The 12,261-nt window shown below is 75.6% G+C and carries 9 protein-coding genes; 3 read left to right on the forward strand and 6 right to left on the reverse strand.

What is annotated here, in order from left to right:
* Window positions 1-79: 79 nt before the first annotated feature.
* From AB0J68_RS14915 to AB0J68_RS14930, 4 genes are all read right to left on the reverse strand, one after another.
* Window positions 80-1,378 carry a DUF2314 domain-containing protein gene (locus AB0J68_RS14915; protein ID WP_363938905.1) on the reverse strand — a complete coding sequence of 433 codons (1,299 nt, stop codon included), beginning with the start codon at window positions 1,376-1,378 and terminating at the stop codon, window positions 80-82.
* A 66-nt stretch (window positions 1,379-1,444) separates the two neighbouring features.
* A complete protein-coding gene (locus AB0J68_RS14920; protein ID WP_363938906.1) occupies window positions 1,445-2,218 on the reverse strand; it encodes an adenosylcobinamide-GDP ribazoletransferase in 774 nt (257 codons plus the stop codon).
* The gene (locus AB0J68_RS14925) at window positions 2,208-4,178 is read right to left on the reverse strand and encodes a bifunctional adenosylcobinamide kinase/adenosylcobinamide-phosphate guanylyltransferase (protein WP_363938907.1); all 1,971 of its coding nucleotides are present in this window, start codon (window positions 4,176-4,178) and stop codon (window positions 2,208-2,210) included. Before AB0J68_RS14925 ends, AB0J68_RS14920 begins: the two co-directional genes overlap by 11 nt.
* 239 nt (window positions 4,179-4,417) lie before the next feature.
* On the reverse strand, window positions 4,418-6,220 hold the full coding sequence (locus tag AB0J68_RS14930; RefSeq protein WP_363938909.1) for a protein kinase: 1,803 nt from the start codon (window positions 6,218-6,220) through the stop codon (window positions 4,418-4,420).
* 146 nt (window positions 6,221-6,366) lie between these two features.
* Here AB0J68_RS14930 and AB0J68_RS14935 point away from each other — a divergent pair, with 146 nt between their 5' ends.
* Together AB0J68_RS14935 and AB0J68_RS14940 are read left to right on the forward strand one after the other, a co-directional pair.
* Window positions 6,367-6,567: a hypothetical protein gene (locus tag AB0J68_RS14935; protein WP_030337978.1), complete on the forward strand. Its 201-nt coding sequence runs from the start codon at window positions 6,367-6,369 to the stop codon at window positions 6,565-6,567.
* The gene (locus AB0J68_RS14940) at window positions 6,567-7,364 is read left to right on the forward strand and encodes a site-2 protease family protein (protein WP_354859758.1); all 798 of its coding nucleotides are present in this window, start codon (window positions 6,567-6,569) and stop codon (window positions 7,362-7,364) included. Before AB0J68_RS14935 ends, AB0J68_RS14940 begins: the two co-directional genes overlap by 1 nt.
* Window positions 7,365-7,422: 58 nt before the next feature.
* On the opposite strand, the gene AB0J68_RS14945 is transcribed toward AB0J68_RS14940, so the two are convergent.
* Window positions 7,423-8,421 (reverse strand): aldo/keto reductase family protein, encoded by a 999-nt coding sequence (locus tag AB0J68_RS14945; RefSeq protein ID WP_354859759.1) that lies wholly within the window; start codon window positions 8,419-8,421, stop codon window positions 7,423-7,425.
* 44 nt (window positions 8,422-8,465) lie between these two features.
* The gene (locus AB0J68_RS14950) at window positions 8,466-11,798 is read right to left on the reverse strand and encodes a WG repeat-containing protein (protein ID WP_363938911.1); all 3,333 of its coding nucleotides are present in this window, start codon (window positions 11,796-11,798) and stop codon (window positions 8,466-8,468) included.
* Between the two features lie 258 nt (window positions 11,799-12,056).
* Between AB0J68_RS14950 and AB0J68_RS14955 the strand changes: the two genes are divergently transcribed.
* Window positions 12,057-12,261 (forward strand): hypothetical protein (locus tag AB0J68_RS14955; protein WP_363938913.1); only part of this gene is annotated, 205 nt, incomplete at its 3' end.

The following is a 12,261-nucleotide window of genomic DNA, read 5'->3' on the forward strand; positions in this document are numbered from 1 at the left end:
TATTGCCACCGGCATCGGCGTGTCGTGGCAATAACTTCATGATCAACGCGGACGGGGTGGGGAGCCGGAGGGGGTGGGGTTAGGGGGTTGGGGTGGTGGGGGGTTCGCCGGAGTCCAGGACTGCCTGGGTCCAGCCGCCTTCGATGACTCCGGTCGCGTTCAGGACGGCCCAGTCGACGACGTCGGTCGCCTCCACCACCACGGGGGTGCCGATGCGTACGCTCTCGTCGGTGTTGGCGTCGCTGGCGCTGACGCCGACGATCCGCTCCGGGGTCTCCCACGAGGTGACGCCCGCCCAGACGTACTCCGGGCCGTCGTCGCCCGGCAGGCCGTACTTGACGACCAGCTGCGACTCCGCCGGTAGCTGGCCGGCGACGAAGCGGGCCCGCGCGTCGCCCAGGGCGGCCCGGGCGGTGGCGACCGCGCGGCTCATCGCGTCACCGGAACGCGCGTAGCGCACGTCCGGCTGGATGCCGGAGAACAACGTCGCGCAGGCGGCTGCGTAGTAGCGCCCGTCCGGGCCGGGATGCCCGGCCGGCGGACGCAGGCTCAGGAACGAGTCGGCCTCCGGGTCGGTCGCCGGGTCCAGCTCCAGGCGCAGCAGCACCGGGGCCGTCGCGCCGTGCTGCTCCGGGTTGCCGTACGCCACCGCGATGTCGTGCCCGGTCACCGTGGCCAGCACCGGCAGCTGCACGAACGCGGGCACCTCCTCGCCGGTGAGCCCGTCGGTCCAGTCCCGCAGTAGCCGCCGGGCCGCCCCGGTCATCACCGCACCCCAGGCGCGGGTCAGATGGTCGGGCACCCCCTGGGTCTGCAACTCCAGCAGACCGAAGCGCCGCAGCCCCTTCGTGGTGAACCACAGCCCCTCGGTGTCCGAGGAGTACGGCACCAGCACCCAGTCGATCAGCCGGATCCGGCCCTGCTCGTCGGGGAGTGAGCGCAGCGCGGTCGCCGGGTCGAGGAACTGGAGGCCGAAGACGTCCACCACGTCGCCGTCGACGGACTCCGCCACCGCCGCCGCCACCGCCCGGGCCGCCCACTCGTGCGCGGGCGGCCAGCCCGGCCGGTACTCCGCCTGCACCACGACCAGGTGTGTCGCCGCGGCCAGCCGGGCCAGCTGCGCCTCGGTGGCGCCGAACGCGGTGAGCAGATCCGGCGGGAGCGCGGGGAACTCGGCGATCGGCCGGGTGTCCACGCTCATCAGCGGGCTGTCCAGCATCTGGCGGGCGAGCCCGTGCACCGGCTCGGCCAGTCGGCCGGTCAGCGCCGCCACCGCCGTCTTCGCGCTGACCTTCGGCAGCCCCGCCATCGGCACCAGGTAGGTCGCGCTGAGCGACTCCGGCACCGGTACGGGCAGGAAGTCGTCCGTGATGAGCATGTGGGTTCCCCCGGTGGCCGTGCCGGTGCTGTCGAGCCGAACGCTACCCGGCCGGCCGCGCCGGCTTCAGGCGGACAGCACCACACCGAGGTAGACCAGCGTGGTGACCACCTCGACGGTCGCGCCGAGCACGTCGCCGGTGATCCCGCCGAGCCGGCGTACCACGTGGGCCAGCAGCGCGACCGCGACGGCGAGCGCGGCGACGACGGCGAGCGGCCCCTGCCACGGGTGGCCCGGCACCGCGGGCACCGCCAGCAGCACGACGGCGACCGCGCCGACGGCCAGCGCCACCGGGCCGACGGTTCCCGCCACCAGGGCCCCCAGCCCGTCCGGCCGGGCCGCGGGCACGCCCCGTCGGCACGCCACCGTCACACCCAGCCGCCCGGCCGCGGTGGCCGCCACCACCGCCGCGACACACGCCGGCCAGGACCGGCCGGCCAGGTCGGCGAGCGCCGCGGCCTGCACCAGGAGTACGACCACCAGCGCGACCACACCGAACGGTCCGACGTCCGGCTTCTTCATGATCTCCAGGGCGGCAGTCCCCCGCCGGTACGACCCGAGCGCGTCCACGGTGTCGGCCAGCCCGTCCAGGTGCAGCCCTCGGGTGAGCAGGGCGGCGGCGCCCACCGTCACGCCGGCGGCCACCAGCGGGGGAGCGAGCAGGCCGGTCAGCAGCAGGACGCCGCCCAGCAGTACGCCGAGCAGCGCGCCGACGGCCGGGGCGAGCGCCATCGCGGTACCCGCCACCGGGCGGTCGATCCGGCCGGCGCGTACCGGCAACGTGCTGAAGGTGGTGACCGCCAGCCGGGCTCCCGCGACGAGCCGCGACTCAGCCGGCACGCCAGCCCGACGCCGGCTGCTCGTCCGCCCCCGTGCGGGTGGGCCCCGGCCCGGCCGGCTCCGGCTCGGCGAACTCCGGGTCGGTGTAGTCGGGCCCGGTGTACGCCGGCTCGGCGTCGTCGGGCTCGGCGTCGTCGGGCTCCGGGTCGGCCTGCGGCTCGTCGGCCCGGTCCGCGTCGGCGTCGCCCGTTAGCGACGGGTGCACCGGCAGCGCGGCGGCCAGTGCCAGCACCGAGCGCAGCAGCGGCAGCGCGACCAGGGCGTTGGCGCCCTCGCCGAGGTCCAGCCGCAGGTCGAGCAGGGGTGTGAGGCCGAGCACGTCGGCGGCCAGCCGCACCGCGGGGTGCTGGCCGTGGTCGGCCAGCAGGCACCAGTGCCGCGCCTGCCCGGCCAGGTCACGGCTGACCATCCCGGCGGCCAGCCCGACCGGCCCGTCCAGCAGCACCGGCACCCGGCGGGCGGTGGCGCCCAGCAGCACGCCGGTGGCCACCGCCACATCGCCGCCACCCAGCTCGGACAGCACGTCCTTCGCGCCGCGCGGCGAGCGGCGGGTGCGGTGCAGCGCGTCGCGCACCGCCGCGCAGCGGACCATCCAGGCCGCGTCGTCGATCTCACCGGAATCGGTGATCACCCGGCCCAGCACCGCCGGTGGTTCCGCGCCGGCCGTGGCCGCCAGCACCGCCGCCGCGGCCGCCTCGGTGCCGGCGCCGCACGCCCCCAGGACCAGCAGTTGTACGCCCGCGTCGGCGGCCTGCTCGGCCAGCCGCCAGCCGTAGCGCAGCGCCGACTCGACCTGCTCGCCGGTGAGCGCCGGCTGGGTCTCCATCGGCGCGGAGGCGGGGGTGTCCACCACCTGCAGGCTCGCGCCGCTCTCGGCGGCCAGCCGGGCCAGCGCGCCCCGCCCGGCGCGGGCCTGTGCGGCCCGACGCGCCGACTCGCCCGCGACGGCGCCGGCCGACGCGCCACCGGCGTGGTCGCCGTTGAGCAGCAGCACCCGCACCGAACCCCAGGCGGCCGGCGTCGACGTGCCCTGGGTGGCGGCGGCGAAGCCGACCACCCGGTCCAGCACGCCCAGCCCGGCACCGGGTACGTCCAACGTGGCCAGCCGGTCCACCGCCTGCGGACCGGCGTAGTCGTCGGGCATCGGCAGCTCCATGCCCGGCTGGATGACCAGCCCGGTGGCCACCATCGGCAGCGCCATGGTCGGCGCGGCCCAGGGGTTGCCGGGCTCCTGGTTCGGGGCGACCGGCGGGGTGTGGGTCAGCACGTCGGGCAGCTGGACCTCGGGGGTGGGCTCGGCGTCGAGCAGGCTCGTGCCGGCCTGGAATGCGCCGGTCTGGCTCGCGGCCGGCGACACGGGGCTCGCCGACGCGCTCACGGTCGCGGCGGCGGCAGCAGCAACGGCGGTGGTGGGTGCCGGCTTCAGCCAGGCCGGTTGGCCCGCGACCACCAGCACCACTGCGTCGCAGGCATCGGCGACCGCGCGGTTGGCCGCGCCGAGCGCGTCGGTGAACGCCCGGCCCAGCGGGGTGGTCGGCACCAGCGACAGCCCCACCTCGGGGCTCACCAGCACCACCCGCGCCGCGCAGGTGCGGATCGCCTCGGCCAGCTCGGCGATCGTCGCCACGTCGTCGGCGGGCTGGTACTCCGGGTCGAGCAGCACGGTCACCCAGCCGCCCAGGTCGTCCACGAGAAGCGTCTCGTTGGGCTCGGCGGATTCGAGCACGTCCGCCAGCCGACGCGGCTCTCCGGCGGTCTCCTCGGTGGTCCAGCTGCCCGGCCGCCGGGCGCGGTGCGTCGCCAGCCGGGTCGCCCACTCGGTGTCCTCCGGGTCGCCCTCCGGCGCGGTGGCGATGTAGCGAACCACCGGCGCGTCGGCGACCAGGGACTCGGCGAACTCGGACTTGCCGGACCGGATACCGCCGAGCACCAGGACCGTGTTCCACCCGTCAACGGACATGTCCGTACCTTAGTTCTCATGCCCCGGGTCTGGGCACGTCGCCCCAGCCCTGCCGACGATCGAAAGTCCGTTCCGCGTCCATTGCAGGCAAGCGTCCGCTTCCCTCCTGCGCCGTCCGCAGCGCCCCCGCGAGCGCCGGCAATCTTGGACAGTTTCCGTCAGCTCGGAACGGAAAGTGTCCAAGATCTAGCCCGCCCCGGTGTCCGGGGGCGAGGAGCGTGGCGCAGCGTCGTGGGTGGTCAGCCGCAGTGTTCGAACCCGCTGCCGTAGCTGACCCCGCCGGTGGCGCCGCCCCACTTCACGCACGCGCCAGCGGCGGAGGCCCGCACCGGGCCCGCGTAGTAGTCGAACGAGCCGCTGTCGGTGCTGCGGGCCCGTCCCTGCACCTCCAGGTACGCCGACGCCGCCGTCCTGGCCCCGACCGCGGTGTCCTTGAGGGTGACCACGCAGTTGTTGCCGTTGCCCGAGTGGTAAAGCAGGTAGACGCGACCCTGCCGGCGACCGCCACCGTCGGTCAGCGTCGCCGAGTCGATCACCTGATAGCCGCTGCCGCACGCCTGCGCCGCCGTGTACGGGTTGGGCCGGCCCGCCGGGCTGCCACTGGACGTCGGTCTGCCGCTGGCCGCCCCGGTCGGCGTGGTCCCCGGTGCCGCGCTGCGGGTGACCGGGCTGCCGCTGGCGGGCGTACCCGATCGGTCGCCGCCGGTCGGTGTGGCGGTCGCGGTCCGGTCGGCGCTCGGCGTGCCACTGGCCCGGGGTCCCGGGGTGGTGGTGTCCGCGGTCGGCAGCGCGACGCCGGTGCCCGACGTCGACTCACCCGTCAGCGCCGCCGGACCGGTCGTCCTGCCCGGCCCGGCGTCCGGCCGCAGCGCCGCCACGGCACCGCCGACGAGCGCGATCAGAATGATCGCGCCCACCCCGACCAGCAGCGGCAGGCGTCGCCGGCTTGACGACGTCGGCAACGGATCCTCGCGGGTCGGCCCGGTCTCGGTTGGCCGGATCTGGACCATCCCGGCCCGGAAGGCCGGTGGCAGGGCCGGATCCGTGGTCGGGACCGGCGGCGTCGGCGCGGGGGTCGGCACGGGCGGCGTGGGACTCGAAACGGGCGGGGCCGGCGGCGCGGGGGCCGGTGGGGTGGTGGCGCCCACCACGGGCGGGGCGGGTGCGGCCACCGCCCACGGAGGGCGGGCGGAGGGCGGGATGCTGGCCAGGGTCGCGTCGCGGGCATCAGCGGCGGCAGCGGCCAGCTCAGCGGCGCTGGCGTACCGGTCCGCGGGCCGCTTGGCCATCGCCCGCGCGACCACCGCCGCCACCGCGAGCGGCGTGTCCGGCGGCAGCGGGGCCGGCTCGTCCTGGGCGTGCCGCAACGCCACCGCGAGCGGGTTGTCGCCGTCGAACGGTGGCTGCCCGGCCAGGCAGAAGTACGCCACCGCCCCGAGGGCGTAGAGGTCCGTGGCGGCGGCGACCGGCTGACCGGTGGCCTGCTCGGGAGACATGTACGCGGCGGTGCCGAGCACCATGTTCGCGGCGGTCAGCCCGGCCATGCTCCGGGACCGGGCGATGCCGAAGTCGACGAGCACCACCCGACCGTCCGCCTTGACCAGCAGGTTGCCGGGCTTCACGTCCCGGTGCACGATGCCGGCGAGGTGGGCGGTGTGCAGGGCGTCGGCGGCCTGCGCCAGCACCGACATGGTGGTGGCCGCGTCCAGTCGACCCGCCGTGCGTACCCGGACCGACAACGGCTCGCCCTCGACGTACTCCATCACCAGGTAGTCGACCCGGCTGCCGTCGGCGAGCGCGGCCTGCCCGACGTCGTGCACCGCGACCACGCCGGGGTGCCGCAACGCCGCGAGCATCCGCGCCTCGGCGCGGAAGCGGGCGGTGAACTCCGGATCGGCGACCAGCGACGGCAGCAGTACCTTCACCGCCACCTCGCGCTCCAACAGCACGTCGGTGCCCCGCCAGACCGCGCCCATCCCGCCCGTCGCCACCCGCTCGCCCAGCCGGTACCGGTCGCCGAGCAGCACTCCCCGTGTCAGCACCGAGCCACCGTACCGGCCCGCACCGACGGGGGTTGATCAACCCGTGGGTTGCCGCGGGGGGCGAGCGAGCGGCCGTTGCGCGCCGGGCCGACTACGCTGGCGGGGGTTCGTCCCACGGGGACTTCAGCGGCGAGGGGAGACGCGGCATGGCGTGGAGCTGGCGGTACGAGGGCACGGACGGTCAGACGGTGGAGGGCCCGGCGGAGTCGTTCGGCAGCCAGGCCGACGCCGAATCCTGGATCGGTCAGACCTGGCGTGAGCTCGCGGCGTCCGGCGTCACCTCGGTCGCGCTCGTCGAGGACGACCGGGTGGAGTACCGGATGAGCCTGCTGCCCACGGCCGAGTGATGGCCTACGACCGGCCGGGCGCCGACGGGCTGGTGCTCGGCGTGCCCAAGGCGGCGTTCCGGCCCAGCCCGGTCTTCCTCGGCCTGGTCGCGCTCTTCGCGGTCAGCGGGGTGCTGGCCTGGAACGGCTACGGCAGCGTCCGCTTCGACGTGTTCGTGTTCGTGGTGTCCGGCTGGCTGGTGTCGCTCTGCCTGCACGAGTACGCCCACGCCGTGGTGGCCTACCGCGCGGGCGACCGGGACATCGCCCACCGCGGTTACCTGACGCTCAACCCGTTCAAGTACACCCACCCCCTGCTGTCGATCGTGCTGCCGGTGGTGGTGGTGCTGCTCGGCGGCATCGGCCTGCCCGGCGGCGCGGTGTGGGTGGACCGGCACGCCATCGGGGGGCGACTGCGGCACACCCTGGTCAGCCTCGCCGGCCCGGCGACCAACGTGCTGTTCACGTTGCTGCTCGTGCTGGCGGTGCGACTCGGCACGTCCTCGGGTGGCCCGGTGGAGTTCTGGGCCGGGGTGGCGCTGCTGGCGTTCCTCCAGCTCACCGCGAGCGTGCTCAACCTGCTGCCGGTGCCCGGCCTGGACGGCGGCAACATGATCCAGCCGTGGCTCAATCCGCAGTGGCGCAGGATGTACGACCTGTTCGCCCCGTACGGCTTTCTTCTGCTCTTCGCGCTGCTGTGGAACCCGCGAATCGGCGGCTGGTTCTTCGACGCGGTCTTCGCCGTGGGTGACCTGCTCGGCCTGCCGTCGTGGCTGTACGCCGCCGGCCTGGACCTGATCCGGTTCTGGCGGAGCTGAGTCGAGCTGAGTTGTCCGGTCCGGCCGGCGCGGGTGCGCCGACCGGACCGGACCCGCGTCAGGGCCGCTCGGCGGGAGACTCGGTCTTGGCCGGGTCCCGCTCGGTGACCGGCTCGACGATCTCGTCGATGGCCTTGAGCAGCTCGGCGTCGAGCTTCACCCCGGCCGCCTTCACGTTGTCGTGCACCTGCTCGGGGCGGGACGCGCCGATGATCGCCGACGAGACGTTCGGGTTCTGCAGGACCCACGCCACGGCCAGCTGGGCCATGCTCAGCCCGGCCTGCTCGGCGAGCGGCTTGAGCTGCTGCACCCGGGTCAGGACGTCGTCGTTCATGAACCGGGAGATGAAGTTCGCGCCCGACTTCTCGTCGGTGGCACGGGAACCGGCCGGCGGCGGCTGCCCCGGCAGGTACTTGCCGGAGAGCACGCCCTGGGCCATCGGCGACCAGACGATCTGGCCGATGCCCAGCTCCTCGCTGGCCGGCACGACCTCGGTCTCGATGACCCGCCACAGCATCGAGTACTGGGGTTGGTTGGAGACCAGCGGGACGTGCAGCTCCCGGGCGAGCGGGTGGGCGGCCCGCAGCTGCTCGGCGGTCCACTCGGAGACGCCGATGTAGTGCGCCTTGCCGGAGTGCACGACGTCGGCGAACGCCTCCATCGTCTCCTCCAGCGGCGTGCTGTGGTCGTACCGGTGGGCCTGGTAGAGGTCCACGTAGTCGGTGCGCAGCCGCCGCAGGGAGCCGTTGATCGACTCCATGATGTGCTTGCGGGACAGGCCGCGGTCGTTGCGACCCGGCCCGGTCGGCCAGTAGACCTTGGTGAAGATCTCCAGGCCCTCGCGACGCTCGTTCTGCAGCGCCCGGCCGAGCACGTCCTCGGCCCGGGTGCCGGCGTACACGTCGGCGGTGTCGAAGGTGGTGATCCCCGCGTCGAGGGCGGCCCGGACGCAGGCGTTCGCCGCGTCCTCCTCGACCTGTGAACCGTGGGTGATCCAGTTGCCGTACGAGATCTCGCTGACCATCAGGCCAGAACGGCCCAGGTGTCGGAATTCCATGCCCCGACCATAACTCCGGTGGATCACGATCGCCGAGCGACGACTCAGAGCACCGGGTTCGCGTCGGTCAACAGCCGGTCGATCTCCTCCAGCACCGCCGCGCGATCGGGGTGCACCAGGTCGATCAGCGGCCCACCCCGCCGGTCCAGCGCGCCCCACCGACCGCTGCCGCTGACCACCAGGAACGCCACCGGGTGGATGACCACCATCGGGTACGACGGCTGGACCAGCACCGCGCCGGTCCGGTCCACCACACCGCGCCGACCGGCCACGTCGACGACCACGAGACCCTCGTCGGTGAAGCCGTCGACCGGACCCGCGTCGGTCAGCTCGGTGACGAAGCCGTGGTATCGGGTCGGCACCACGATCCGGCCGGTCCGGTCGACCGCGCCCCACCCCTCGCGCTTCACCGCGGCCAGCCCTCGGCGGAACGGCCGTACGTCGGCGAAGTTGGGCGGAACCTGCACCGCGCCGGTCGGGTCGATCGCCGTCCACCCGCCGTCGGTGAACACCCAGGCCAGGCCGTCGCTGAACGGGCGCACCGCCCGGTACGAGGGCGGGATCACCGTCGTACCCAGCAGGTTGATCAGGGACCACCGGTCGGTGTCCGGCCGCCGGACCCAGGCCAGCCCGTCGTGGAAGGGCTGCGCCTCGGCGTACCGGGCGGGAATGACAACGTCGCCGGCGTGGTCGGTGTAGCCCCACAGCGGTCCGTCCCGGTCCGGCTGCGGGGGCCGGTCACGGTCGAGCACCTCTTCCCGGCTACGGGGGTACGGCCCGAAGCCGTCGGCCGAAGCCCGCGCGGTGACCGCGTCGAGGGCCACCCGGATCCGGTCCAGCAGCTCGGCGTCGCCGGCCCCGCGCAGGTCGAGCGCCCGCTCGAAGTGGTGGCAGGCCTCCATCAGCCGGCCCTGGTCATAGCAGCACCGCCCGGCGTGCTCGTGCAGGGCGGCGCGCAGCCGGTCGGGCAGTTCGATCGAGTTGGCCTCGGCGAAGAGCTGGTCGGCCTCGGCGTAGTCGCCCCGCCAGCGCAGCACGTGGGCCAGCCGGGCCTGGGCCAGCGCGGTCCGGCGCAGCTCGCCGGTGGCTTCGGCGTAGGTGAGGGCGAGCCGGCCGTCGGCCAACGCGTCGTCGAGGTCGCCGAGGATCCGTGAGGCGACCGCGCGCAGACTCAGCAGCCGCGCACGGGCCTTGTTGTCGACGGCCGAGCCCAGCTTCTCGGTCAAGCGCCGCCGGATGGCCCGCATGGCGTCCGGCTCCGTCAGCTCCTCGCGCAGGGTCACCGGGTCCAGCCGCCAGCGGTACGCGGCCAGGACCTGCTCCGGGTCGCCCTGATCGGCCAGCGAACGACGGGGCGGCTCCGGCGCCGTGGCGGGCGGCGCCGACACCGGCGCGTCCTGGTCGGACGACCCGCTGCGCGGCCCGGGAATGCCAGCGAGCGGTACGGCGGAGACGGGCGCGGCGGGTGGCGCGGAGACGGGCGTCGCCTGTGGCGCGGACACGGGTGCCTGCGCGGCCGGCGGTGCGGAGACGGGTGCCTGCGCGGCCGGCGGTGCGGAGACCGGCGGTGCGAGTGCCGCCGGGGGCACGGGCTCCGGTGCGGGCGGTGCGGACACGGGCGCCGCCGCAGTGGGCCGTTCCGCTGCCGGCTCGGGCGGCGGCGTGCGCGTCGCCTCGGTCGCCGGACCGGACCCGGCCGGGTCGGCATCCGGGTCCGGGCTGGCGGTCGATGGGTACGCGTTGCTCGACGCGGGCGGCGCCGATGCCGGCCGGTCCCACGGTCCGGCGTCGGCGAGGCGGTCCCGCGACGCGTCGGTGGATGCGTCGGCGGTCGGCGCGCTCGTCGGGCCAGTGACCTGGCGGATGTCGTCGGGGGCGAGGTCGCTGTGGTGCCCCGACGCCTCTGTGTACGGCTCACCGCCGAGCGGACGGTGGATGTCGCCCGACACCGGCTCGGCGGCCGCCGCTGCGTCGTCGGCATCGTCGACCAGGTCGTCCGACCAGGCGCGTGGAGCACCGGAGACCGGGTGTGCCGGCGGTCCGGAGATCGGCTCCCGTCCGTCGGTCGGGGTCGGTTCGGTGGAGGGCTCCACGTGGGTGGCGAGGTCGTCGACCCGAGGGCGACGCTCAGCGTCGGCCACCTCCATCGGGGTGGCCGAGGCCGGCGGTGCCGAGACGGGCCAGGCCGAGTCGGGCGGTGTGGTGCCCGGCGGTGCCGAGACGGGCCAGGCCGAGTCGGGCGGTGTGGTGCCCGGCGGTGCCGAGACGGGCCGTGTCGTGTCCGGCGGCGCGAGGGCTGGCGGGGCCGAGACGGGCCAGGCCGAGTCCGGCGGCGCGGAGACAGGCGGTGCCGAGACAGGCCGCGCCGAGGCGGGTGGGGCGGGGCGTACGGCGATCGGATCGGCTGGTGGTGCGGACACCGGCCGGCTCGGTGGTGGGGAGACCGGGTCGGCGAGCGGTCCGGAGATCGGTGTCGCAGCGGTCTCGACGGCCGAGTCGGGCCGCCGGTCGGCTGCGGGGTCGCTGACCAGCGGTTGAGCGGACGCCGCCGACGGGACGTGCGCGTCCTCGGCGTGTGGCGAGCCGGCCGACCCGTCGCCGGGCTTCCAGTCCTCGGTCGTCTCGGCGACGGTGGTGGTCTCGGGTTCCTCGGTCGGCCGCTGGTCCGCTGGTGTCTCGTCCTGGTCGGGCACGACCGGCTGGGCGCCCGGGCTGAACCAGGCTGCCGGCCCCCGGGCCGACGCCTCCGCTGGCTCCGCAGCGGTCGGCACTGGCGCTTCCGAGGGCGCCGGGGGCACGTAGCGACGCGGTACGCCCGGGGCGATCGGAAGCGCCGGCTCGGCATCCGGCGCGGGCGCCGAGGACGTCGGCGTCACGGGGGTGGGGGGCTGCTCCGGCCGCTGCCAGGACGGTGGGGGAGCGACCGGCGGGCGGTCATCCGCAGGCGGCGAGGGCCGCTGCCCAGGTGTGGGTTGTGGGGGCTGGTCCTGCGGGGCGGGACGGGCGGGCGGCGCCGGGTGCGAGCGGTTGTCCGGGCCGGGATAGCGCGGTGGCGCGGTGGCGCGAGGGTCGGCAGTCGAAGCCGGTTCGGTGGGTGTGCGGTGCTCGGGCCGCTGCGGCGACTCCGGCCGCTCGTCCGAGGACGGAGGATCCACCGGGGCGGGCAGGAACTCCAGCCGCAGCCGGGCGGCCGGTGGACCGGAGACGGGGACGTCCGCCGGGGAGACCGGTGCGGCGGACACCGGCCGGTCGCGCTCCGGACGACCGGACGACGTGGATGGTTGCCACGCGTGGTCCGCCGAGGCGGGGGAGACGGGTGCCGCGGACACCGGCCGGTCCGGGCCGGGCGCGGCGGGCGAGACGGGTGCCGGCGACACCGGTCGCTCCGGCGAGGCCGGACGAACCGGGGTCGCCCGGCCGGTGCCTGGCGCGGCCGGGGAGACGGGTGTGGGCGGGACCTGGGTGGCCCGGCCGGAGGTGGGCGGCGCCGTCGCGGCGGGACGCGCGGGCCGTTCGTCGTACCGGGGCGGCTCCGCCGGTGGCCGTGCGGGTCGCGTCGCCGGCCGCGGCGGGACCTCCGGCTCAGCGCCGCGGTGCGGCTCGGGCCGGTAGCCCGGCTCCCGTCTGCGGTCCGGGTGCACCGGACCGGGCGGCGGCCAGGGCAGGCCGCCACCCGACCGGGGGCCGAGCCGCACCGGCAGCAACCCCGCGAGGCGGCAGCCCGCACCGAGGCGTACCCGGACCGTCGCGCGCGCGAGAACGCCCGGCCGGAGCGGTACGGCGAGGAGCCGTACCGCGAGGAGACCTACCGCGAGGAGCCGCGGTCGCAGCCCGGCAGAT

This window comes from Micromonospora sp. NPDC049580 (assembly GCF_040675595.1).
Taxonomy (GTDB): Bacteria; Actinomycetota; Actinomycetes; order Mycobacteriales; family Micromonosporaceae; genus Micromonospora.

Bases quoted from the DNA above. Each gene is read 5' to 3' on its own strand.
- AB0J68_RS14925 (WP_363938907.1), bottom strand. From the start codon at position 4,178: ATGTCCGTTGACGGGTGGAACACGGTCCTGGTGCTCGGCGGTATCCGG.
- AB0J68_RS14915 (WP_363938905.1), bottom strand. From the start codon at position 1,378: ATGCTCATCACGGACGACTTCCTGCCCGTACCGGTGCCGGAGTCGCTC.
- AB0J68_RS14945 (WP_354859759.1), bottom strand. From the start codon at position 8,421: ATGGAATTCCGACACCTGGGCCGTTCTGGCCTGATGGTCAGCGAGATC.
- AB0J68_RS14935 (WP_030337978.1), top strand. From the start codon at position 6,367: ATGGCGTGGAGCTGGCGGTACGAGGGCACGGACGGTCAGACGGTGGAG.
- AB0J68_RS14940 (WP_354859758.1), top strand. From the start codon at position 6,567: ATGGCCTACGACCGGCCGGGCGCCGACGGGCTGGTGCTCGGCGTGCCC.